21 protein-coding genes are annotated in these 22,725 nt (G+C 42.6%); 18 read left to right on the top strand and 3 right to left on the bottom strand.

The genetic code is table 11. From position 1 onward, the window contains the following. Window positions 1-376: 376 nt before the first annotated feature. Window positions 377-805 (top strand): cell wall hydrolase, encoded by a 429-nt coding sequence (locus tag ACQYAC_RS14760; protein ID WP_003217242.1) that lies wholly within the window; start codon window positions 377-379, stop codon window positions 803-805. A gap of 119 nt (window positions 806-924) precedes the next feature. Next, on the top strand, window positions 925-1,704 hold the full coding sequence (locus ACQYAC_RS14765) for a glucose 1-dehydrogenase (protein ID WP_169057447.1): 780 nt from the start codon (window positions 925-927) through the stop codon (window positions 1,702-1,704). A 20-nt stretch (window positions 1,705-1,724) separates the two neighbouring features. Here ACQYAC_RS14765 and ACQYAC_RS14770 read toward each other — a convergent pair whose 3' ends face one another. Both ACQYAC_RS14770 and ACQYAC_RS14775 read right to left on the bottom strand, forming a co-directional pair. After that, on the bottom strand, window positions 1,725-2,765 hold the full coding sequence (locus ACQYAC_RS14770; RefSeq protein ID WP_429943549.1) for an acyltransferase family protein: 1,041 nt from the start codon (window positions 2,763-2,765) through the stop codon (window positions 1,725-1,727). 210 nt (window positions 2,766-2,975) lie between these two features. Continuing rightward, complete coding sequence (locus ACQYAC_RS14775; RefSeq protein WP_429943550.1) at window positions 2,976-3,968, bottom strand: LLM class flavin-dependent oxidoreductase; 993 nt, start codon at window positions 3,966-3,968, stop codon at window positions 2,976-2,978. 412 nt (window positions 3,969-4,380) lie between these two features. On the opposite strand from ACQYAC_RS14775, the gene ACQYAC_RS14780 reads away from it, so the two are divergent. The 15 genes from ACQYAC_RS14780 (at window position 4,381) to ACQYAC_RS14850 (ending at window position 19,558) form a co-directional block, all read left to right on the top strand. Further along, complete coding sequence (locus ACQYAC_RS14780) at window positions 4,381-4,983, top strand: TerD family protein (RefSeq protein WP_058015234.1); 603 nt, start codon at window positions 4,381-4,383, stop codon at window positions 4,981-4,983. A gap of 20 nt (window positions 4,984-5,003) precedes the next feature. After that, a complete protein-coding gene (locus ACQYAC_RS14785; RefSeq protein WP_008342133.1) occupies window positions 5,004-5,585 on the top strand; it encodes a TerD family protein in 582 nt (193 codons plus the stop codon). A gap of 42 nt (window positions 5,586-5,627) precedes the next feature. Continuing rightward, entirely contained in the window at window positions 5,628-6,206 is a 579-nt protein-coding gene (locus ACQYAC_RS14790; RefSeq protein WP_034664245.1) for a TerD family protein, read from the top strand. 140 nt (window positions 6,207-6,346) lie between these two features. Next, complete coding sequence (locus ACQYAC_RS14795; protein ID WP_012008834.1) at window positions 6,347-7,126, top strand: TerC family protein; 780 nt, start codon at window positions 6,347-6,349, stop codon at window positions 7,124-7,126. A 94-nt stretch (window positions 7,127-7,220) separates the two neighbouring features. Then, window positions 7,221-8,411 (top strand): HpcH/HpaI aldolase/citrate lyase family protein, encoded by a 1,191-nt coding sequence (locus ACQYAC_RS14800; RefSeq protein ID WP_429943551.1) that lies wholly within the window; start codon window positions 7,221-7,223, stop codon window positions 8,409-8,411. Beyond that, on the top strand, window positions 8,401-9,732 hold the full coding sequence (locus tag ACQYAC_RS14805; protein WP_429943960.1) for a phosphoribosyltransferase family protein: 1,332 nt from the start codon (window positions 8,401-8,403) through the stop codon (window positions 9,730-9,732). Before ACQYAC_RS14800 ends, ACQYAC_RS14805 begins: the two co-directional genes overlap by 11 nt. After that, the gene (locus tag ACQYAC_RS14810; RefSeq protein ID WP_429943552.1) at window positions 9,725-10,834 is read left to right on the top strand and encodes a cysteine protease StiP family protein; all 1,110 of its coding nucleotides are present in this window, start codon (window positions 9,725-9,727) and stop codon (window positions 10,832-10,834) included. Before ACQYAC_RS14805 ends, ACQYAC_RS14810 begins: the two co-directional genes overlap by 8 nt. Continuing rightward, on the top strand, window positions 10,831-11,646 hold the full coding sequence (locus ACQYAC_RS14815) for an HAD family hydrolase (protein ID WP_429943553.1): 816 nt from the start codon (window positions 10,831-10,833) through the stop codon (window positions 11,644-11,646). The genes ACQYAC_RS14810 and ACQYAC_RS14815 overlap by 4 nt, the downstream gene beginning before the upstream one ends. A gap of 70 nt (window positions 11,647-11,716) precedes the next feature. Then, a complete protein-coding gene (locus tag ACQYAC_RS14820) occupies window positions 11,717-13,333 on the top strand; it encodes a YceG family protein (RefSeq protein WP_169057440.1) in 1,617 nt (538 codons plus the stop codon). Window positions 13,334-13,347: 14 nt separating this feature from the next. Beyond that, the gene (locus ACQYAC_RS14825) at window positions 13,348-14,442 is read left to right on the top strand and encodes a toxic anion resistance protein (protein ID WP_003217200.1); all 1,095 of its coding nucleotides are present in this window, start codon (window positions 13,348-13,350) and stop codon (window positions 14,440-14,442) included. A 400-nt stretch (window positions 14,443-14,842) separates the two neighbouring features. Beyond that, on the top strand, window positions 14,843-16,111 hold the full coding sequence (opuAA, locus tag ACQYAC_RS14830; protein ID WP_169057439.1) for a glycine/proline betaine ABC transporter ATP-binding protein OpuAA: 1,269 nt from the start codon (window positions 14,843-14,845) through the stop codon (window positions 16,109-16,111). Window positions 16,112-16,121: 10 nt separating this feature from the next. Next, window positions 16,122-16,967 carry a glycine/proline betaine ABC transporter permease subunit OpuAB gene (opuAB, locus tag ACQYAC_RS14835; RefSeq protein WP_058015301.1) on the top strand — a complete coding sequence of 282 codons (846 nt, stop codon included), beginning with the start codon at window positions 16,122-16,124 and terminating at the stop codon, window positions 16,965-16,967. Next, the gene (locus ACQYAC_RS14840; protein WP_058015242.1) at window positions 16,967-17,848 is read left to right on the top strand and encodes a glycine betaine ABC transporter substrate-binding protein; all 882 of its coding nucleotides are present in this window, start codon (window positions 16,967-16,969) and stop codon (window positions 17,846-17,848) included. The genes opuAB and ACQYAC_RS14840 overlap by 1 nt, the downstream gene beginning before the upstream one ends. Window positions 17,849-17,887: 39 nt before the next feature. After that, the gene (locus tag ACQYAC_RS14845; protein WP_429943554.1) at window positions 17,888-18,712 is read left to right on the top strand and encodes an alpha/beta fold hydrolase; all 825 of its coding nucleotides are present in this window, start codon (window positions 17,888-17,890) and stop codon (window positions 18,710-18,712) included. Between the two features lie 123 nt (window positions 18,713-18,835). Further along, on the top strand, window positions 18,836-19,558 hold the full coding sequence (locus ACQYAC_RS14850) for an SDR family NAD(P)-dependent oxidoreductase (protein WP_429943555.1): 723 nt from the start codon (window positions 18,836-18,838) through the stop codon (window positions 19,556-19,558). A 246-nt stretch (window positions 19,559-19,804) separates the two neighbouring features. On the opposite strand, the gene ACQYAC_RS14855 is transcribed toward ACQYAC_RS14850, so the two are convergent. Further along, on the bottom strand, window positions 19,805-20,932 hold the full coding sequence (locus ACQYAC_RS14855; RefSeq protein WP_306011665.1) for a M20 peptidase aminoacylase family protein: 1,128 nt from the start codon (window positions 20,930-20,932) through the stop codon (window positions 19,805-19,807). Window positions 20,933-21,085: 153 nt separating this feature from the next. Between ACQYAC_RS14855 and ACQYAC_RS14860 the strand changes: the two genes are divergently transcribed. Next, window positions 21,086-22,516 carry a YfcC family protein gene (locus tag ACQYAC_RS14860; protein WP_061406663.1) on the top strand — a complete coding sequence of 477 codons (1,431 nt, stop codon included), beginning with the start codon at window positions 21,086-21,088 and terminating at the stop codon, window positions 22,514-22,516. Window positions 22,517-22,725 lie beyond the last annotated feature (209 nt).

Consider the following 22,725-nt stretch of genomic DNA (forward strand, 5'->3'; position numbering starts at 1 on the left):
ATAGTAAAAATGACACTAAGTTGAAAGGAGAAACTTGTAAATTATGATTTGATATCTCCTGTAAAAACTCAACATTTTATATTTTAAGGTTTTGAGTCGGATTGTTGAATAGGTTCAAATGACTGTTTTTGATAATGGTGTAGCAATTAGAAGGATTTTTATGACTTGTAAATGAGTCTATAGTAATGAATATTTTTTCCTGTTATGCGCATGATTACTTGGTTTGTGTGTTGTTTCCAGAGAGACACATGTCCAGCAAAATATTGAGGTATTTAGACAGGCTCTCGACATTGAATGTGTCTTTTCCCGTCAAAATGGCAGTCATCTACACAGAAACCCTACATAAAATAAAAGAGAAACGAATGGAGGTGGATGTATGGCAGTGGTAAGAGCGACAAGCTCTGATATTGATCTCATGGCCAGACTGCTGAGAGCGGAGGCAGAAGGTGAAGGGAAGCAAGGGATGCTGCTCGTAGGGAATGTAGGCATTAACCGATTGCGTGCCAACTGCTCTGACTTTAAAGGGCTGCGTACGATTCCACAAATGATTTATCAGGAGCATGCATTTGAAGCAGTCACGCATGGTTATTTTTATCAACGAGCACGAGAAACGGAAAAAACACTTGCGCGTAGGAATATTAACGGGGAACGATTTTGGCCGGCAAAATTCAGCCTTTGGTATTTTAAGCCGCCTGGTAATTGTCCACCGACATGGTACAATCAGCCGTTTGTGGCAAGGTATAAGTCGCATTGCTTTTATCAGCCAACCGCTGAAACATGTGAAAATGTCTATAACACCTTTTAGCTTGATGAACAGCACAATCCTCTTAGTCAACGATTGCAGAGGGTTGTGTTTTTCTTTTTTTCAAAATGGGTAACCATTGTGTATCAACTAGATGAAGCACGTGATAGGAGGAAATAAAGATGTATCAAGATTTAAAAGGAAAAACAGCCATTGTCACAGGTTCTTCAAAAGGAATCGGACAAGCCATCGCATTACGATTTGGACAAGAGCAGATGAATGTGGTTGTGAACTATAAAGGTGATGAAGAGGGTGCTGAAGAAACGGTACAAGCCATTCAGCAGAATGGAGGTAAGGCGGTGAAAGTACACGCGGATGTCTCCAAAGAGGAAGGAATTCAAGCGATCATGGATACAGCACTGGAGCATTTCGGTACAGTCGATGTGTTCGTCAATAATTCAGGCTTTAATGGTGAAGAAGCGATGCCACATGAGATGACGCTCGAGCAATGGCAAAAAGTTATTGATGTGAATATCACAGGCGCCTTTTTAGGGGCAAAGGCTGCAATCGCCTATATGATGGAGCATGACATCAAAGGGTCTATTTTAAATATATCCAGTGTCCATCAGGAAATACCGCGCCCGTTCAATGTTCATTATTCCACTTCCAAAGGCGGAATGAACATGATGACAAAAACGCTGGCTCTTGATTATGCGGAAGCAGGTATTCGGATCAATGCGATTGCACCAGGTACAATGGCGACCGAATCGAATGATGATTTGCAGGATGAACAGAAAAAACAAAAGCAGCTTGAAAAGATTCCGATGAGAGCATTTGGCGAACCGAAGGAGATTGGGTCCGCTGCTGCATTCCTCGTATCTAAGGAAGCTTCGTATATCACAGGCACCACTTTATTTGTAGATGGAGGAATGACGCTTTACCCTTCTCAAATCAATGATTAATCCAAAAAACATCCGCCCGATCAGCCGGCGGATGTTTTTTGTTCGTAGCGGTGTGCGGCTTTGGCTGGTTTGCCGAGCAGCATCGGGTGCTTGCTCAGGAAGGAGATACATGGCACCATAAGTAGCAATGTCCCAATCGTGTAAAAGAGAGTCCAAGAGAGCTGCGCTGTATCTGCAATATTGATACCAAGTCCATAATAAACAAATGCTTTCATGATATCGATGCCGGCAAACTGCAAGACAAGAATAACAATGGAATTTCGACCGAGATACGTCAAAATAGGGGACGTTTTGAATTTGAAACTTAAATAAATCACGGCAGCTGAACCGAGCAGTGCACATGCATAGAAAAGAAAAAGGTCACCATAGTCATTCACGCGCATATCGATCCGCGAATTAAAGCTTTGCATGTAAGCCGTCAGTACAAGCAGACCTGTACAAAGAAGAAGGGTTGGGTCTGTTTTTAATTCCACAAACCATTGCTTTGCCAAAAATCCGATGGAATAAAACACAACAGCCGTTAAGGCGACATTGGCATTCCACGGCAGACTTTGGTTTAAAAGCAAGGTAGAGGCATATCCAGCACCTCCGCAAAGAACGGTCAGTAAGATCAAGACAGCAGGTTTCCCTTTTGTCAGACGGTGCATAAAGAAAAAGATTATTTCCACTAAAAAGAGCGTCGTTAAAAACCAGATGGCTGGGTTATGTGTGAGTCTAGCTTCATCTGCATTGGATATAAAAATACCTGTAAACGGAACGAAAGGGTCAATATCCGTTTGTCCCTTAAAGGCAAAAAAACGAGTAACGGTGAACCAGAAAACATACGTAATGATGGAGAAATAGAGATAGGGCAAGAGTAAGCTTTTGGCTTTCTTCTGAATAAATGACAGAGCAGGGCGTGAGGATGATCGAAACATCATACCTGACAGTAAAAAGAAAAGCGGCATATGAAAAGAGTAAATGAATTGCTTGAGCGGATCTGGAATGGGTACATGCGCCATGACCACGAGAAGAATACCAATCCCTTTAGCCGCATCGACCCAGTCGAGTCTCTTATTCATAACCTGTCATCTCCTTCCTTCTAGCGTCGTAAACGGTCCTTTTATATGTACTTCTACTATATAAAAGGTACACCCCTTATGCGTTTACAGTTCGCTAACGATTAGAAGACACATTTGCGATTAGATGACAGGCGGAAGGATTTTGACATCTCTATGTTACATTTCCCATTTTTTATGACAATGTAAAAAAAGAAGCCAAGGGAATTGGCTTCAAAATAGTTCTGCGATTCGTTTGAAGGAGCGCTGTTTTTCTATCGGATCAAATGAATTGTTGAGAATCATGATGTCATCCGTTTGATAGCGGTCCATCAAGCTAAGTAATTGCTCTTTCACCGTTGCCTTTGAGCCGACGATCATCCGCTGGCGGTTTAGTAACACTTTTTTCTTTTCCTGCGAGGTGTAGTGATAGGTACTGGCTTCTTCTATAGAAGGTACGCGGCTGTCCAGTCCTTTTTCAACACGCAGCAGCCATAAATCTGTACTGGTGGCGATCCGTTCGGCCTCTTCATCGGTTTCACCACAAATGACAAACACGGCAAACATTGCGTGCGGCTGTGTGGAAAAGACAGATGGAGAAAAGTGAGACCGATACGTCTCAAATGCTTGTTTGCCGCGTGCAGGGTGAATAAAGTGACCAAAAATATAGTTGATCCCAAGCTCCGCTGCTTGCATGGCACTATTTTCTCCTAAACCAAGCAGCCAAACCGGCGGATGAGTATCAATATGCGGAGAAGCTTTGACCCCAGCATGCGGGTGTCCAGAAGGCAGGCTGTCTGATAAGTAAAATAGAAGATCCTTCAGCTGGCGATCAAACTGAGATAGATCATTATGCACGCCGTCTGTCAAAGCCAGTCTCGTCCTTTCAATCCCGCCCGGAGATTTGCCGACACCGATTTCAATTCGTCCAGGATACAGAGCCTCAAGCTGCCGCGTGACCTCTGCTACTTTAAAGGGGCTGTACTGCGGAAGTAAAATGCCCCCAGACCCGGTACGTAAGGTCGATGTATGAGCGGCAATATGTGCCATTAATATTTCAGGTGCTGTACTAGCGAGCCCTCTTGTGCTGTGGTGTTCAGCAAACCAATAACGCTCATACCCAAGAGCTTCTGCAAGCTGAGCCAGCTTCGTTGTGTGAATCAATGTCTCTTGTGCTGTCTGACCTTTAGGAATAGCGACTTGATCTAATATGTGAAGTGATGGCATCATCAACATCCTTTCGGTAATACGTTGAATTTAAGTATAAAGAAATCCTTGAATAGAAGGAAACGAAAGGGTTTATCCTTTGATCTCATGCTTTAACTTTTCTATATCAACATATGAAACCACATCAATACGTTATTTATCAGCAAGAGCTGTGGACGGGAATTTTCGACAATGTTTCACATGAAACACTTCATTTACGCCATAAACTATTTTCAACATGGATCTTTCGTTAAAAAAATATCATCTGTTTGAAACCTATCTTGAACGTAGATCGTATATACTAGTAAATAGAAAAAAGAGTAAGAGGCTCCAAGGTCATTTCATGAATTTTGTCGAATTTTCATGTATGATGATTTTAATAGAGTCCATCGCTTAATAAATAGATTTTTATTATGCTTGAGGAGTGATTGATTTGGCGATTACATTAGAAAAAGGTCAACGTATTGATTTAACAAAAGGCAAAGCAGGGCTGACGAATATTCTTGTTGGACTTGGCTGGGACCCTGTATCACAAGGCGGCGGATTTTTAGGTAAGCTGTTTGGCGGTGGAGGCGGCGCTGATATTGATTGTGATGCTTCAGTGCTCATGCTGAAAAATGATAAATTTACGGAAAATAAAGATTTGATTTATTTTGGCAACTTGAAAAGCAAATGTGGCAGTGTCGAGCATACAGGTGACAACCTGACTGGTGAAGGAGACGGAGATGATGAACAAGTCCTCGTCAACTTAAGCAAGGTGCCAGGCAATGTGAATAAATTGGTGTTTGTTGTGAACATCTATGATGCACTTAGAAGAAATCAACATTTTGGTATGATTCAAAATGCGTACATTCGCATTGTTGATCGTTCAAACAATCAAGAATTAGTGAAATATAATTTAAAAGATGAGTATGCAGGGAAAACATCATTAATCGTTGGAGAGCTTTATCGTCATGAAAATGATTGGAAGTTTGCGGCTGTTGGAAACGGTACAAATGATGCGAAGCTTGCCGATATTACGAGAAACTATATCTAATCAGAAGGGAGAGATTCCTAGTGGGAATTTCTTTAGCGAAAGGTCAAAAAATTGATTTAACAAAAACGAATCCAGGTTTAACAAAAGTGGTAGTAGGTCTTGGCTGGGATGTAAACAAGTATGATGGCGGACATGACTTTGATCTAGACGCAAGCGTATTCCTTTTAGATGCAGCAGGGAAAGCAAACTCTCCATCTGATTTTGTCTTTTACAATCAAACAACTGGCGGTGGCGGAAGTATCGTACATACAGGCGATAACCGTACAGGTGAAGGAGATGGAGATGACGAGCAGGTCAATGTTGATCTTTCAACTGTACCAGCGAGTATTGAGAAAATCTCCTTCGTGATTACAATCCATGATGCAGAAGCACGCAGCCAAAACTTTGGACAGGTTTCTAACGCTTACGTCCGTATTTTAAATGCGGCATCAAATGAAGAACTCATTCGCTATGATTTGGCGGAAGACTTTTCAATTGAAACAGCGATTATTGTAGGTGAATTATACCGTCATGGCGGAGAATGGAAATTCTCGGCTGTTGGATCGGGCTATCAAGGCGGACTTGCCCGCATTGCAACAGACTTCGGTTTAGATATCGGGTAACGACCCGTTTTCATATTTTCAGGAGACAGGAGAGATACGAATATGGCGATTCAGCTTTCAAAAGGACAACGTGTTGATTTAACGAAAACCAATCCAGGGCTGACAAAGGTGATGATCGGACTTGGCTGGGATACGAATAAATATTCTGGTGGAGCCGAATTTGATTTGGACGCTTCGGCTTTCTTAGTGGATGCAAACAATCGTTGTCAGCAAGATACAGACTTTGTGTTCTATAATAACCTTCAGCATCCAAGCGGCAGTGTCACTCATACAGGTGATAACCGTACGGGTGAAGGAGATGGAGATGACGAGCAAATTCTCGTTGATTTCTCGAAAATTCCTGCTAACATTGATCGTATCGGAATTACAGTGACGATTCATGATGCAGAGACACGCAGCCAGAATTTTGGACAAGTCTCAAATGCGTTTGTTCGTGTTGTAAATGAAGAGGGCGGGGAAGAATTGATTCGCTTTGATTTAGGGGAAGACTTCTCAATTGAAACAGCTGTTGTGGTATGTGAACTATACCGCCACGGAAGCGATTGGAAGTTTAACGCCATCGGAAGCGGATTCTCTGGCGGACTTGCAGCTCTTTGTCAAAATTATGGGTTAGAAGTATAAACGAGAGAAATCAATCGATTCAAGAGGCGCTGCCAATGACTCATATGAGGACCTTTTCCAAAGTGAGAAAGAAACAGCGATCAAGAATAACAGCAGGCGAAAGCCTGCTGATGCTTCTACACTTATAGGAGGAAAACCAGTTGGACATTTTGAAACATATGTTGGACACCTATGCCTCGTTTTTTGATTGGCATATGTGGGCAGAGGTATTAACAAACCCTGTCTCTTGGGGACTCATTGGGACCCTTGTTGTGCTTGAAGGATTGTTATCAGCAGATAACGCACTTGTATTAGCTGTCATGGTGAAACACTTACCAGAAAAGCAGCGTAAAAAGGCATTAACCTACGGATTAATTGGCGCTTATTTCTTCCGTTTTCTATTCATTGGCGTAGGGATGCTGCTTATTAAGTTCTGGTGGATTAAGGTTCTCGGAGCTGCATATTTAGCATGGCTTGTCATTAAGCACTTCTGGTTAGGTGACGGCGATGACGAAGCGAAGGAATTGAAAAAAGAAGGCTGGATGATTCGTGTATTTGGCGTGTTCTGGGCAACCGTTATTTCTGTGGAAATTATGGACCTTGCCTTCTCGGTAGACAGTATTCTTGCGGCATTCGCAGTATCTGAGGAAGTATGGATTCTGCTTTTAGGCGGAATGCTTGGCATTCTCATGATGCGTACAGTGGCACAGTTATTCCTTGTCCTTATTGACCGTATTCCAGAGCTTGAGAATACCGCGTTTATTCTCATCGGGATTATTGCCATCAAAATGGGCTTAAGTGCTGCACATATTGAAATTCCGCATCTTGCATTCTTTGCGATTATTATTCTAGCGTTTATCGGGACGTTTATTGTTCATAAAATCAATAAGAAGAAACATCAAGATGTGACAAACGAAGCTGCGGCTTCAAAAGAAGAATAGGATGATCAAAAAGGAATGGAGTTGACTAGAGGCTCCATCCTTTTTTGAATCATCAGGTTAATGATTTTCTCTAAACAACAGGAGGTGGCACAGCATGCGGTATTTTCGATTTTTATCAGAGGCGAGGCAGCAAGATCTTTTTTTCAAGCGGCCGGGGGCGATGCATTCACAGACACCGAGGCATGTACTTGCGCATGCATTAGGTGCTACTTTGTATATGCCTGCGACACGACAAGATATAGCAGATATGCTGCTGTCACAGAAATATGAAGCACTTTGCTCTGTTGTATTTTGCTTGGAGGATGCCATCGGTGATCAAGAAGTGGACATGGCTGAACAGAATCTAGTGGCACAACTGGCCAGTCTCAAAGAGAAAGTCACGCAAGCTCCTGAAACAGCTGCACATTTGCCTCTTATATTTATTCGCGTTCGTTCACCGAAACAGCTGCTTAAAATGGCAGACTTGCTCGGTTCCTCTCTTCAATTACTTACCGGTTTTGTGTTCCCGAAGTGCTCGGTCCATAATGCGAAGGATTATTTGGACAGTTTGAAACAGGCATCGTCCCAAACGCAGACAGCACTTTATGGGCTGCCCATTTTGGAAACACCCGATTTACTAGAAAAAGAAACGAGATATACGGTGTTGTCAGAATTAAAGCAGATCTTGCTGAATGACGAGGAATATATTTTGAATATTCGCATTGGGGCAACGGATCTTTGCGGTTTGTACGGGATTCGCCGTGATCGTGACACGACCATTTATGAGATCAATTTGATTGCTGATTTGATCACAGATATCATCAATTATTTTGGCCGTTCCTTTGTGGTATCAGGTGCTGTGTGGGAGCATTTTGGCCCTACACGAAAGGAACAAAAGCCATTCATACGGGCACTTTCTCATAAGAGTGGTGAATCGTCTTCATCTGAATTTGATGACGTACAAGGTTTACTCAAGGAGACAAAACTCGATGTGGCTAACGGCATTCATGGAAAGACGGTCATTCATCCAACACATCTCAAACCGGTTCAAAGCATGTATGTTGTAACGAAGGAAGAGTATATGGATGCATTAAGCATTCTTGAACATGCAGACGGCACAGTTGGCGTAATGAAGAGTACCTTCTCTAATAAAATGAATGAAACGAAGCCCCATTACAGGTGGGCAGAGCACATTTTAATGAAGTCAGATATTTACGGGGTGTTTCATGAAAATAGAAGCTATATCGACATACTCACAGAAGCAGAAGCCGCATACGCTGAGCATCTTGGAACATATGGAAGTTGAGCTTGATCTCAAAGAAGGTGCGCTTCAGCTAGAAAAAGAGCATCTTTTTGACATGGCTGCAAGGGTGAACAAAAAAAGAGCCTTTTTATTCGTTAGTAAGGTGCTCGGTAAGCACATTCCTGTTCATCCAGTAAAACCGCTCCTTGTCTCGGGCCTTTTAGCCATGGCGTATGCCAAAGAGCAAACAGGTAAGACGTCACCACATCAAGACCTTTTGGCAGAAGCACTCAAGACAGATGACCACATGGTATTAACTAAAGCCTATGAAGCGCTCAAAAAAGAGAAGCTCTCAGTAGGAAAACAGCCGATCGTGATCGGCTTTGCAGAAACAGCCACAGCTCTTGGGCACGGTGTGTATGACGTATTAGAAGATGCATCTTACATTCATACGACACGTGAACAGCTGCTGGATCTTGATCCTTCATTGGTATTTGAAGAAGAGCATTCGCATGCAACGGATCAGCTTTGTTATGCAGACGAAGCATTACTTCGCACAGACCGTCCCATCGTGCTAGTTGATGATGAAGTCACGACAGGCCGTACGAATATCAATATCATTCGGGATCTTCATGCAAAGCACCCGCGGCATTCTTACACGATTCTGTCTATTTTAGACTGGCGGACAGAGGAGCACGAGAAAGCCATGTGTGAGCTTGAAAAGGAACTTGGTATTCACATCACTTCATTGTCTTTATTAAAAGGGCAAATGGTCTTTCGGGGCAAAACACTGGATGAACCAGCTTATTCGTATGAGATTGCTGAGCAAAAGGATCTGCCAAATCTCTCTTTTCACTCTCTTCAATCTTTCTTTCAGCAAGTGCCGTATGCACGTTCTCATGCAACCAATTCGGCTGGTCATTCGCCATATATACATGAAACGGGTCGTTTTGGTTTAAACGCAGCAGATACAGCAGCCATAGACCAAGCAGCTGCAGAGGCTGGACTGAAAATGAAGAAGGAACGCAAAGGAAAGCAGACACTTTGTTTAGGAACAGGTGAGCTGATGTATGTACCGATGAGACTGGCTGCATATATGGGAGAGGGCGTTCTCTTTCATTCAACGACGAGAAGCCCAATTCATCCCGTTGAAAAGGATGGTTACGCTGTTCAAAATGGGTTCACCTTTGTAAGTCCAGAGGATGCCCGAATTCAGCACTACGTGTACAACATACCAAAAGGTCAATATGATGATGTATTTCTCTTCTTTGAGAAAAAGGTCTCTCAGGAGGCATTGCTTCCGCTTGTTCATTTATTTGCTGAGCGGCATGTGAAGCATGTGCATATTGTGACTTTATCAGACGAGGTGAAGGTGAATGGCTAATGTGTATACAAAGATGGGAAGCTATCCAGAGCAGGATGTAACCTTTTTACTCAAAGATTTATCATCCATTGAGATGGAGAAAAGTACAGAGGAGCGGGAGCGTTCCATTCAGAGTGGTGCGCATTATTCAGAAATGCTGCCGATTGAATATAAACCAACGAAATCTTATATGGATTTATTCTATGAATCTCTCAAAGAAAGTAAGGAAAAGGTAGCAGAAGCAGTAGCTGTAGTAGCCGAACAGATTGTGAAAAAGCGAGGCTTCCAAACGGTGCTTTGCAGTTTGGCTAGAGCGGGAACGCCGATTGGGGTGCTCATCAAACGATATATTCGAAAGACATATGGTCTTGAACTGCCTCATTACAGCATTTCTATCATTCGTGATCGAGGAATAGATGAGAATGCGCTGCATTATATGCTCAAGGAACATCCGGGCTATGAGATTGCCTTTATTGATGGATGGACCGGAAAAGGTGCGATTTCGAGAGAGCTCCAAAAAGCGGTGATTGATTTTGAAAGAAAGTACGGGATTCGTCTTTCTAGTGAACTGGCTGTACTCGCTGATCCTGGCTATTGTACACATGTCTACGGAACGAGAGAGGACTTTCTCATTCCTAGTGCTTGCCTGAATTCGACTGTATCTGGACTTGTTAGTCGGACGGTACTAAACAACCGCTGGATCAATGCCGATGATTTCCATGGGGCAAAATATTATGAAGAGCTGCTTGATGAGGATGTGTCCAATCTGTATGTGGATACAATTGAAGAAGCCTTTTCTAGCCTCGAACCAAATATAGAAGAGAAAGCAGAGACCATCCTCACGCAAGGAATGCCTGCGGATTGGCGGGGGATGGCGTCTATTGAAGCGATCGGTCAGGAGTTTCAAATTGAAAACACCCATTTGATTAAGCCCGGTGTTGGTGAGACGACCCGTGTGCTGCTGAGAAGAATCCCTTGGAAAATCTTGATACAGCCTGGATCTCAGGAGAAGCTAAAGCATATTTTGCTTCTGGCAGAGGACAGAGGCGTTCCTGTCATTGAATATGAAAATATGTCCTATACATGCTGTGGACTCATTCGTCCGCTGGAGCAGATGTCATGAAGACAAGTGCGTTTGCCAGTGATTTAGACAGGACACTGATTTACTCACATCGAGTGCTGAATCAATATGAGTATGAAGGAGATTATGAATTAGTTGAGGTGCTGGATGAACGTCCGCTTTCCTATATGTCGGTTGAAACGAAGAAGTCCTTACAGACGATTCATCAATTGGGCTGGTTCATTCCAGTGACGACAAGAACGACCGCTCAGTATGAACGAATCACCTTCTTTCAGCAAGAGATCAAACCGGAGTATGCCGTCACGACAAATGGGGGCTGTATCCTTCATCACGGCAAGCCGCTTGAGGATTGGCAGGTCATTGTTGATGAGAGGCTCAAAGCGTGTATGTCAGTCAGAGAGATGCTAAGAGCCATCTCCGAACTGCCAGTTGCGGCATGGGTGAAGCGTACCCGGACAGCCGAGGGAAGATTTCTTTATTTGATTATGAAGGATGAGTATCTGTCTCGCATTCCCCTTGCTGAATTGAAGCAGTGGGGCGAGGAGAGAGGCTGGCAGGTGTCTCTACAAGGGCGGAAGCTTTATTTTATTCCGGCACCGCTCAATAAGTGGGATGCTGTTGCTTTTCTAAAGGAACGTCTAGCGCTTGAATATGTATATGGTGCGGGTGATTCCCTCTTAGATGCAGGACTCATTCGACAGGCAGATATGGGCTTTGCCCCAAGGCATGGAGAAGTGCTCGACTTTGATCCATTGCTTGAGCCGACTGCAGCATCTGGCATGGCAGCAGCAGATGAAATCACGGCTTGTGTCATGAAGCAGATGACAACCGCAAAAAAGCCTTCGATTCGATAGCAGAAGTAGAAGGGTGAATGATATGATAGTAGTAGCTTTCAAGAAAATATAGGAGAAAGGAAGGAGCGGCGTGAGTTATAAAGAAATCAATATTAACCAAACACGGGCGGAGCAGGAAGCCTGGAAAAACGTGCTGAAAAAGCCGCTCCCTGAAAGAGACGGTTATGTAAAGGACGAGCATACATTGTCCTTGCCGCGTCTCGCCGCCCGGGTCCTTGGAACTCCACATGATGCAACCGATTATTTTATTTATTTACATGAATTATATGAAACAGATGGCATTCATATTTTAAGTGAAACGCTCAATCGTCATATTGAGCCGGAGCATTTTCAAGCGCTTCAACGCATTCATTTAATTAACCAAGAAGAAAAGGGATTGTCCGTGAATCGCTTTGTGGCTTTCTTAGATGGTGAACAGCTGATTGTACGCCATCCAAATCCTGTGATGAACCGGCATATCCGCCTTTCATTGATTAAGGTGTTTGAGCATTTCAAACAGCTGCATGAAGGGGGATTTCAGCATCCCGATTTTCGCCGGGTTTTGCTGGATGTAGTAAAGTTCTCAAATAATCATCTAGGTCCATGGCTGAAGGAAGTCAATATAGAAGAAAAAATGCCGGCTGTCATTTGGTATGGAGAGGCGAATAAAAGTCAGCTTTATTTTCTTTACTATGTCATGCTGATTGGCTGTGATGTTGTGCTATTTCATCCAGAGGGCGAGGATTCATTCCGCGAACTAGATCCAGAAGAAAAGCTGACTTTTATTGATCAGTATCCGGGGACTTCAAAGCTGGAACCGTTCCCTACTGAAAAGCCTGAGAGGAAATCAACGGTGGCGTACCGCTCGACTAGAGAGCTTGAAGAGGTGCTCCATACGGAAGATTCAATGCTGTATAAGCCGTGGCAATTCAGAGATCATACCCCTCATTCTATTACGCTGAAGACAACGTATGATGAACTGTTTTTAATTGCAAAGGAACGCTCCTTTATCCGCCCTAATTTTCAAGCAGACCGTGATACGATACAGATTCCGAATCTCTTTGCGAAAATGATGGGGGTCACACGAGACAAGCGTGAATACTGGGATCGTATCCACACGTTAATGGAATGGAAAGAAACGAAGACCATTCGCCATTTTCCTTTTACGAAAGAAGTGTCTTCGAATTATCAATTTCATTATCAGCATGCCCTTTCGTCTGCTGGAGAGATTGATCCTGAATTATTAATGAAAAGCAATGTGTGGCAGTTTTCTCATCTATATGAGGGGACGCAGCGTGCGATAGCAGAGGCGGTATCTCGAATCTGTCAGCATCCGAAGCTATTAAAAGAAGGCAATGAGACTGAATCAGATGTCCGTATTTATTTATTCAAACAGGTACTGCATATCGGCCAGGAGCTCATTGAACTCATTCAAACTTTTGATTATGCACAAACCGTACCGAAAGTGATTTTATATCATACGGAATATAATGGTGAGCTGACTCGTTCTGATGCGGCTGCCCTCATTTTTCTAAATGAAATGGGTGTGGATCTCTTCGTGTATCATCCGGCGGGATACCAGTGTATCGAGCGGTATATAGATGACCAATTATTTGATACCCATTGGCTTGATGAGATGGTCATGAACCAGGAGTTTAAAGAGCCATCCATCGTCAGAAAATTATTTCAATCCATTAAAAACCGATAAGGAGATCAAAGCTTATGACAAATACAAACGGAAATGACATCATTTCAATTGATAAAGAGGAAATCTCCATTGAGAAAGCAGACGATATTCGCGTTCAGCTTCGAAATGAACCAGAAGTGCAAAATATTGCAAGACAGATCGATGCGAAAAATCAACTGGAGCTGCTTGAATACGGAAAACAGCCAGCCGTTGAAATCTCTAAGTTCTCTGATCGTATTCTTTCGATGATGCGCTCAACTAGTGTCACTGACTCAGGAACGATGCTGACGCAGCTTGGAAAAATTATGGATCGTTTTGATAAAAATGATTTTGACGAGCCAAAGGGTGGTTTACTGTCAAAAATCTTTAAGCGCGGCGGCAGCATGATTGAAAAGATTTTCAGTAAATACCAAACGCTCGGTGCAGAAATTGAAAAAATTAATGTAGAAATCAGTAAATATAAAGACGAAATGACCAAATCGACTGTGACGCTTGAAGAAATGTATGAGCATAACATTCAATACTATATGGAGCTTGAAAAGTATGTCGTTGCAGGTCAAATGAAAATCGAGGAATTAAAGCAATTGGTTCCTTCTTATGAAGAAAAAGCAGCTAGTGGAAACCAGCTGGCACAAATGGAGCTTGATACACTTCGTAACGGCATTCAAGCGTTGGAAGAGCGTGTATATGACCTTGATATGGCACGGATGGTGGCTCTTCAAACGGCACCGCAAATTCGCCTGCTGCAACGTGGTAATACGAAACTAATCGGTAAAATCAACTCAGCGTTCATCATCACGATTCCGATCTTTAAAAATGGCATCATTCAAGCTGTGACAGCGAAGAGACAAAAGCTTGTGGCTGATTCAATGAGTGAGCTGGATAGAAGAACAAATGAAATGCTGAAACGAAATGCTGAAAACATCTCAAGCCAAAGTGTGGAGATTGCCAAATTGTCTGGACGTCCAAGTATCGACATTGAAACGATCGAATCTTCCTTTAATACGATTGTACAAGGAATGAAAGAGACGAAACAGATCGAAGAAGAAAACAAACGATTACGCGAAGATGGAACAAAGCGTATGCTTGAATTGCAAGATAATATTAAGCGAGCTGCCCTAGAGTCCTAAAAAATAAGCTGTCTGTAACTAAAGTTGCAGGCAGTTTTTTAATATTTTAATTAAAATTTGAATGAAAAAGGTTTCTATGTGACCATTTTCGGGTAAATCCTGTTCAGGGGAATGGTTCACCTATGTTTGAAAAAGTCCGCTATGGTGAGGATTTGAGTTATTTTTTAGCACAATTAGGAATTTCAAGTAAAATATTGTCTGATGAGAGGAAATACCCCGTAAAATATGTTGTTTATGAAGCATTCTATAGGATTTACGAGCAATACGGCGTATAAACTCTAATCACCAGACCTCTTATATGGAATTCATACATATTGTGCGGAAATAAGCGAATTCTAAAGATTGTTCGCATCATAACGCTTATGTTACGGTTATTAAGATGCTAATTTGGAGGGAAAATATGAATTCTGAAGAGAGAACTATCAAAATCAAGATAAATAATGTATCTAAAATTTTCGGTAAAAATGCTAAAAAAGCATCTCAAATGCTTGAAAAAGGGAAAACAAAAAGAGAGATCCTAAAAGAGACCGGCGCAACAGTTGGTGTCAATCGAGCAAATTTTGATGTGTATGACGGCGAGATATTTGTCATCATGGGGCTATCAGGGAGCGGAAAGTCCACACTTGTGCGGCTGCTAAATAGGTTAATCGAACCAACCTCCGGAGAAATATATATTGATGGGGATATGATAACGAATATGTCAAAGGATCAATTGCGTGAAGTTAGACGTAAAAAGATCAGCATGGTCTTCCAAAACTTCGCATTGTTCCCGCACCGCACCATTCTTGAGAACACAGAGTATGGTCTTGAATTACAAGGTGTAGACAAAGAAGAGCGCCACTCAAAAGCGCTTGAATCTTTAAAGCTTGTTGGACTTGAAGGCTTTGAAGAGCAATATCCAAACCAATTAAGTGGTGGGATGCAGCAGCGTGTTGGATTGGCACGTGCATTAGCAAATGATCCTGACATTTTATTAATGGATGAAGCATTCAGCGCACTCGATCCATTAATTCGTAAAGACATGCAGGATGAATTGCTTGAGCTTCATACATCTGTAGGGAAAACGATCATTTTCATTACCCATGATCTAGATGAGGCGCTTCGGATTGGCGACCGCATTGTGCTCATGAAGGACGGAAATATCGTTCAAATCGGAACACCAGAAGAAATTTTGATGAACCCATCGAATGAATATGTTGAACGTTTCGTTGAAGATGTTGACCTTTCTAAAGTATTAACCGCTGGTCATATTATGAAACGTGCAGAAACAGTTCAGATCGACAAAGGGGCTCGTGTTGCACTTACGCTCATGAAAAACCTTGGAATTTCGTCAATCTATGCAGTCGATAAGAAAAAGCATTTATTAGGTGTTATTTCTGCACAAGCGGCGAAAAAGGCGGCAGAAACGAATACGTCGCTCGAAACTGTTCTTGATAAAGAATTTACAACTGTATTGGAGTCTACGTATTTAACAGAAATCTTTGATGCAGTGTCTGATGCGGCAAATATTCCAATTGCCGTTGTCGATGAGAAAAACAGAATGAAGGGTATTGTGGTCAGAGGTGCATTAATTGGTGCGTTATCAGGTAATGATGAGTATATCAACATGTCTTCTAACAAGCTTGAGGAAATTAAAACACAAGAGCCTTCTGCACAGGAGGTAGAATAAGATGTTTAGTATGAGTGATTTACCTAGAATTCCGTTCGCGGATTACATCGATCAATTTGTTGACTGGTTAACATTAACTTTTGGTGGTTTCTTTGATGGGATCACAAATGGATTGGCAGGAACTGTAAATGGAATTGTTGCAGTACTTGGCGTGGTTCCATCTATTATTTTGACACTTATTTTTGCAGGGCTAGCTTGGTGGATCAGTACAAGAGGAATTGCTCTTTTCACACTTATTGGATTTTTGCTGATCGACTATTTAGGCTACTGGCAGCCAATGCTTCAAACACTTGCGCTCGTTTTAACAGCTGTGGTCATTTCTATCGTGATTGGGGTTCCGATCGGTATTTGGGCATCACAGAAGGAAACTGTGCGTAAAATTGTGACACCTATCTTAGATTTAATGCAGACCATGCCTGCATTCGTTTATCTATTACCAGCAATCTTCTTCTTTAACATTGGCGTTGTACCTGGAGTTGTGGCATCCGTTATTTTCTCCATGCCGCCAACGATTCGTATGACGATTCTCGGTATTAAACAAGTACCATCTGATTTAATTGAAGCAACAGAAGCCTTTGGTTCAACGACATTCCAGCGTTTGTTCAAAGTTCAGCTTCCACTTGCAACAAAAACCATCTTAGCTGGTATTAACCAAAGTATCATGCTTGCTCTATCAATGGTCGTCATCGCGGCAATGGTAGGTGCACCAGGACTTGGTTCAGAAGTATATAGTGCGGTAACGCAGCTAAAAACAGGAATTGGTTTTGAAGCGGGTATTGCCATTGTTATTGTGGCAATTACACTTGACCGTATTACACAAAACATTAAAACGAAAAAAACCAGGGGGAATGCTTAATGTGGAAAAAGTCTCTCTACATTGGGATGACCGCCCTGCTTGTCTTTTTACTAGCGGCCTGTGGTGCAAAGTCAGATTCAAATGCGAGTGCAGCACAGCAGGTGAATAAAACCATTATCGGCATTGATCCTGGTTCAGGGATTATGGCGCTCACGGATCAAGCGAAAAAGGATTACGGCTTAGAGGATTGGACGGTTGTGTCTGCATCAAGTGCAGCCATGACTGCAACGCTCAAAAAATCTTACGACCGTAAAAAGCCAATCATCATTACTGGCTGGAATCCACACTGGATGTTTTCTCGTTATGATTTAAAATATTTAGATGATCCAAAGAAATCTTACGGTGAAGCGGAAGAGATTCATACGATTTCACGTAAAGGGTTTGCAAAGGATCAGCCGGATGCAGCCAAAATGCTTGGTCAGTTTAAATGGTCTCAAGATGACATGGGCGAAGTCATGATGGATATCCAAGATGGTATCAATCCAAAGGATGCCGCCGTTAAATATGTGAAAAAACATAAAGACCAAGTAGCGAAATGGACAAAAGGCGTGAAAAAGTCGAATGGTGAAAAAGTCAATCTTGCCTACGTTGCGTGGGATAGTGAGATTGCAAGTACCAATGTTGCTGCAGAAGTACTGCGTGAGCTCGGATTTAAAGTGACCTTGACTCAGGTGGAAGCAGGCCCAATGTGGACAGCAATTGCAACTGGAAGTGCGGATGCCTCGTTATCTGCTTGGCTGCCAAATACGCATAAAACGTATGCAGCGAAGTTTAAAGGGAAATATGATGATCTAGGCACAAGTATGAAAGGTCTTCGCATGGGTCTAGTTGTTCCGACATATATGAAGAACGTCAACTCGATTGAGGATTTGAAAAAATAGCCAATTATGATGAAGTTCCCTTATAATAGAAGGGAGCATATGAAAAAGCAGTCTGCTCAAAAAGCGGCTGCTTTTTTCTTATATATAAGGAAGGTGGACGAGTTGTCGATGATGGTTAAGCCAATCATGATTTTCCTGCATGGCGGAGGAGTAAGCAGCTGGATGTGGCAGGAACAGATAAAAACATTCAAGGAAGCGTATGAATGCTATACGCCTGATCTCATTGGTCACGGGACAAGAGCAGATGAACAGTCATATTCCATGCGAGAAAGTGCTCTCGAAGTCATCTCGTGGATCAAGGAGCATACGCATGGACGTAAAGTGATACTTATTGGCTTCTCCCTAGGTGCACAGGTTGCCGTTGAGGTGTTATCAAAAGAGCCTGACATCGTAGATATAGCCGTCATCAACAGCGCACTTGTGATGCCGCTGCCATGGCTTTACTTGATGGTGAGACCTCTTTTACCTCTTACGTATCCATTATTAAAGAAAGATTGGTTTATCGAGCTCCAAGCTGAAAAGATGGGGCTTCCAAACGATGTACTCAATCACTATGTGGCTGATTCGAAAAGTTTACAGAAGAAAACCCTTCTGACGATGTTTCAAGAAAATCTCCATTACAAGCTCCCAAACACGTTTCAACAAGCGAAGGCACGAATTCTTGTCACAGTGGGAGAAAAGGAAAAAGGCATTATGAAACGGTCAGCAAAGAAAATAACGAATTCACATCCGCAGGCAGCAGGTGTCATCGTTCCGGCTATCGGACATACATTTACGTTTGAAAAGAAGGAACTGTTTATGGATATGGTTCAATGCTTTATAGAGGAACGTGCGTTACCAGTGGAGTTAAAGGAAATCAAGTAACCGAAAGTAAAGACAGGCATAAAAGAGGCAGCCAGATCTTAGAACCGATATGATAGAGGTATAAAACGCTTACAGATGAGCTGCTGTCTGACTGAAAGCTCATGAGACGTAGAAGGAGGAGCTATGAGTAAAAACTATATCATATTCGGTGCAAGTCAAGGATTAGGGGATGCTTTTGTGAAAGGTCTTCCTTCAAGCGGAGATACAGTTTGGATTGTGTCTCGAAGTGAACCTAGCAGTTTGAAATTAGATGACGGTGTACATAGAATTTGGCTGAAAATTGATTTATCAAGCCAATCTCATATTCCACACATGATCGAAGCATTGGGGAACAAAACCATTGATGTCCTCATCTACAACGTCGGTTTATGGGAAAAACGAGGCTTTGAAGATGATTATTCATTTGATCACGATCAGCCAGAGGATATCGCTCATTTAATCAATGTGAATGTCACCTCAACGATTACATACATCCAAGCACTGCTTCCGAACGTCAGAAAATCGGAGAATGGAAAAATTATCGTGGTTGGCTCAACTGCGGGGCTTGATCATACCAACTTGCCGCAAGTTTCTTTTGTCGCATCTAAGTTCGGTCTACGCGGAATTGTGAATGCACTAAGAGAGCATGTGAGAAAAGATAAAATATCCGTCACCTGTATCAATCCAGGAGAATTGGCGGCAGAGGTTCCATATGAAGATGGAGCCGAGAAAGCCATCACTCTATATGATGAAACGAGAATCCCTGTACAGGATATAGTAGAGCTTGCGAGATGTGTGATTCATTTATCAAGGGTATCTTGTGTAAAAGAAATCAACGTCCCAGCCATGACAGATTTGAATGCATAATATCAAGTAGACCACCCGCTAAAAAACGGGTGGTTTCAGCGTGTAGACAAACCCTCGCATTCGTTGTCAGTCCTGCGTGCTGGTGCTCACGAATGTCAAATTCGCTCCGCGCCAGTACTCGTCCTTCCTAGAATTCAAAGGTTTTCTATCACGCTGAAAAGGAGACAAAGGACTAAAATAAAGATCATTTTAGCCCTTTGTCAACAATCTGAGACCACCCGCTAAAAAAACGGGTGGTTTTTTATTTTATGATGAATGCTGCTGAAGAGTCTGATAAACAGCTTCAGTCAAAATCTCAATGCCGGTAAAAATAGCAGAGCGGTCGAATGTCATATATGGATGATGTAGACCGGGTTTTAGATCACAGCCTAAACCAAGCATCGTGGATTTGATATGCGGAACCTTTGCTGCATAAAAGTGAAAATCCTCTCCGCCTGTCGTTACGAGCGGAGGATCGAGCTGCTCTTTGCCTAAAACCTTTTCAATGGCATGAGACATCATCTGGACGGCTTCCTCATTCAAGGTAGCGGCAGGCAGACGATGATCAGTTGAAAGTGAAATGGAAGCGCCAAAGGCATCCGCTACAGAATGTACGGCTCTTTCAATTTCTTTTTCTAGTTTATCCATCACTTCATTTGTTTGTGCTCTGACATCTAATGTAAAAGAAGCTTTGCCAGGGATGATGTTTGAACTGCCTCCGCCAGCATGCAGATTGGTCATTTTCACAGAATGTGCAACTCTTGGGTCGACATGGATATGTGCGAGTCTTTGCACGAGGGTAGAAGCCACTTCAATGACGTTGACCCCTAGATGCGGGCGTGCTCCGTGGGCTTCCTCACCAATAATTGTGCCGATGTAATGATTACTCGATCCATGCAAGATCGCAGGTGCGCAGCGTCCGTTTAATGTTTCTTGAATTGGGCGAACATGTACTCCGTATAAGTAATCAACGTCTGCTAGCACACCTTTTTCAATCATTTTCAGCGCACCGCCGCCTTTTTCCTCAGCAGGCTGAAAAATGAAGCGGATGGTGCCGTTTGGGAGCTCCTTTTCTTTTAATGCCATGAAGGTGCCGAGAGCCATTGTCATGTGTGCATCGTGACCACATGAATGATTGGCTTGAAATTCACCATCTACTTCCTGCCAAAGTGCATCAATGTCTGCTCTCACCGCGACCACTGGTGAACCTTCTCCAATTTCACCGATCACTCCTGTACAGTCGTCAAATGTTCTAGTCTGACAACCTATTTTCTTTAATAAGTCCTCAAGATAAGCCGTCGTATTCGTTTCTTCCCAGCTGATTTCTGGGTGAGCGTGCAGGTGATCAAAGATGTCTTTCACCGTTTGCTGCATGTCGTTTGTCAAAGTTGTCATGAATAGCCTCCTTGCTGACAGAAAATCTGTCAAAATATTCTTTTAGTGAAATAATATTGATCTTAAATATCATCAGTGTTTATAATATAACACATCATTTGATTATTCAGAAAATTAAGTGAAATTCCGATCGGGACAAAGGGGTTTTGACACATGAAAACAGCAGCAGTATCACCACCAGAGAAACAAAAAAGAAAACTTCAAATGCCGGATGCGTATGTTCTCTTATTTATCATTGCGCTCATTTGTACCATTGCAACATATTTTGTACCCGCGGGTGAGTTTGACCGAAAGACATCGGGGGAAATCACAACAGCTGTTCCTGGCAGCTATCACCGCATTGATCAATCACCCGTAAGTCCAGTGGGCTTTTTTACAGCCATTCAGGAAGGGATGGTAGGGTCTTCTTCTATTATTTTTCTCATTCTATTTACTGGCGGAACCATTGCCATTTTGGAGAAAACAGGTGCCATTAACGGAATGATTCACCATGTCATCAGCAGATTTCAAACAAAGCAATTATTGTTTATTTGTATTGTTGGAGGATTATTTTCAGTGCTTGGAACGACCGGGATTGTCGTGAACTCCGTTATAGGATTTATTCCAATCGGGATTATTGTGGCAAGATCCTTGAAATGGGATGCTGTGGCAGGAGCTGCGGTCATTTATATTGGCTGTTATGCCGGGTTTAACGCGACCATTTTGTCTCCATCTCCACTGGGGTTATCTCAGACGATTGCAGAACTGCCGATTTTTTCTGGCATTGGTCTTCGTGTCATTATTTATCTTTGTTTTCTTATATCTAGTATTGTGTACATCTATTTATATACAAGACGCCTAAAGAATAAAGAGAAGGGAAGTCTTCTTGGAGATGAATGGTTTCCTGCGAAGGGACTTGGCGGATCTGATGCAGAATCTGTGGACAAGCCTGAATTTACGAGCAGACATAAGCTGATTTTAGCAGTGTGTGGATTGTCTCTTGGGGGCTTCTTATATGGCGCACTTCAGCTTGGCTGGACCGATAAGGAAATGGCAGGAGTCTTCATTTTTATGGCCATTGCTGCTGGATTACTTGGCGGATTAGCAGCCAATGATATTGCAAAAACGTTTATCGTCGGCTGTCAAAGCCTTGTTTACGGCGCACTCATTGTTGGGATGGCACGTTGCATTTCTGTCATTTTGGAAAACGGTAAGCTGCTTGATACCGTGGTCAATGGCTTGGCGAGTATGTTGACAGGATTTAGCCCAATTGCTGGTGCGATCGGGATGTATATTGCGAGTGCACTTCTTCACTTTTTGATTTCATCAGGATCAGGAGAAGCGGTTGTCTTTATTCCAATTCTTGCGCCACTGGCTGATTTAATGGGCATCACAAGACAGGTCGCTGTAGAAGCGGTTATGCTTGGCGAAGGGGTGGTTAACTGTATCAATCCGACGTCAGGTGTGTTGATGGCTGTGCTCGCTGCAAGTGGTATTCCTTATGTGAAGTGGCTTCGTTTTATGGTGCCGCTTGCGCTCATTTGGTTTGTCATTGGACTTGTCTTTATTTGTATCGGCGTGATGATCAACTGGGGACCTTATTAACATGTATAAAGCTGCTGACAATCGTTTGGCAGCTTTTTTCTTGTGGAAATATGCATGGAGACAGCGCTTTGAAAGCACAATAAGTGTGTTCACAAATTCGCTACATATTTTTTTTGAGAAACCCCCTTGCAAAAGTTTGTGAAGTGTTGCACAATAAGAATGTGAAATACTTCACATGCAAAAACAACCTAGTTTTACTCAGGAGGATG

This window comes from Bacillus sp. MM09(2025) (assembly GCF_050496725.1).
Lineage (GTDB): Bacteria > Bacillota > Bacilli > Bacillales > Bacillaceae > Bacillus > Bacillus pumilus.

Excerpts from the sequence above, each read along its gene's own strand:
- ACQYAC_RS14775 (WP_429943550.1), bottom strand. The coding sequence starts at position 3,968 with ATGCCATCACTTCACATATTAGATCAAGTCGCTATTCCTAAAGGTCAG.
- opuAA (WP_169057439.1), top strand. The coding sequence starts at position 14,843 with ATGAATTCTGAAGAGAGAACTATCAAAATCAAGATAAATAATGTATCT.
- ACQYAC_RS14805 (WP_429943960.1), top strand. The coding sequence starts at position 8,401 with ATGGAAGTTGAGCTTGATCTCAAAGAAGGTGCGCTTCAGCTAGAAAAA.
- ACQYAC_RS14810 (WP_429943552.1), top strand. The coding sequence starts at position 9,725 with ATGGCTAATGTGTATACAAAGATGGGAAGCTATCCAGAGCAGGATGTA.
- ACQYAC_RS14840 (WP_058015242.1), top strand. The coding sequence starts at position 16,967 with ATGTGGAAAAAGTCTCTCTACATTGGGATGACCGCCCTGCTTGTCTTT.
- ACQYAC_RS14855 (WP_306011665.1), bottom strand. The coding sequence starts at position 20,932 with ATGACAACTTTGACAAACGACATGCAGCAAACGGTGAAAGACATCTTT.
- ACQYAC_RS14850 (WP_429943555.1), top strand. The coding sequence starts at position 18,836 with ATGAGTAAAAACTATATCATATTCGGTGCAAGTCAAGGATTAGGGGAT.
- ACQYAC_RS14825 (WP_003217200.1), top strand. The coding sequence starts at position 13,348 with ATGACAAATACAAACGGAAATGACATCATTTCAATTGATAAAGAGGAA.
- ACQYAC_RS14800 (WP_429943551.1), top strand. The coding sequence starts at position 7,221 with ATGCGGTATTTTCGATTTTTATCAGAGGCGAGGCAGCAAGATCTTTTT.
- ACQYAC_RS14860 (WP_061406663.1), top strand. The coding sequence starts at position 21,086 with ATGAAAACAGCAGCAGTATCACCACCAGAGAAACAAAAAAGAAAACTT.
- ACQYAC_RS14845 (WP_429943554.1), top strand. The coding sequence starts at position 17,888 with ATGAAAAAGCAGTCTGCTCAAAAAGCGGCTGCTTTTTTCTTATATATA.
- ACQYAC_RS14815 (WP_429943553.1), top strand. The coding sequence starts at position 10,831 with ATGAAGACAAGTGCGTTTGCCAGTGATTTAGACAGGACACTGATTTAC.
- ACQYAC_RS14770 (WP_429943549.1), bottom strand. The coding sequence starts at position 2,765 with ATGAATAAGAGACTCGACTGGGTCGATGCGGCTAAAGGGATTGGTATT.
- opuAB (WP_058015301.1), top strand. The coding sequence starts at position 16,122 with ATGAGTGATTTACCTAGAATTCCGTTCGCGGATTACATCGATCAATTT.
- ACQYAC_RS14765 (WP_169057447.1), top strand. The coding sequence starts at position 925 with ATGTATCAAGATTTAAAAGGAAAAACAGCCATTGTCACAGGTTCTTCA.
- ACQYAC_RS14760 (WP_003217242.1), top strand. The coding sequence starts at position 377 with ATGGCAGTGGTAAGAGCGACAAGCTCTGATATTGATCTCATGGCCAGA.
- ACQYAC_RS14790 (WP_034664245.1), top strand. The coding sequence starts at position 5,628 with ATGGCGATTCAGCTTTCAAAAGGACAACGTGTTGATTTAACGAAAACC.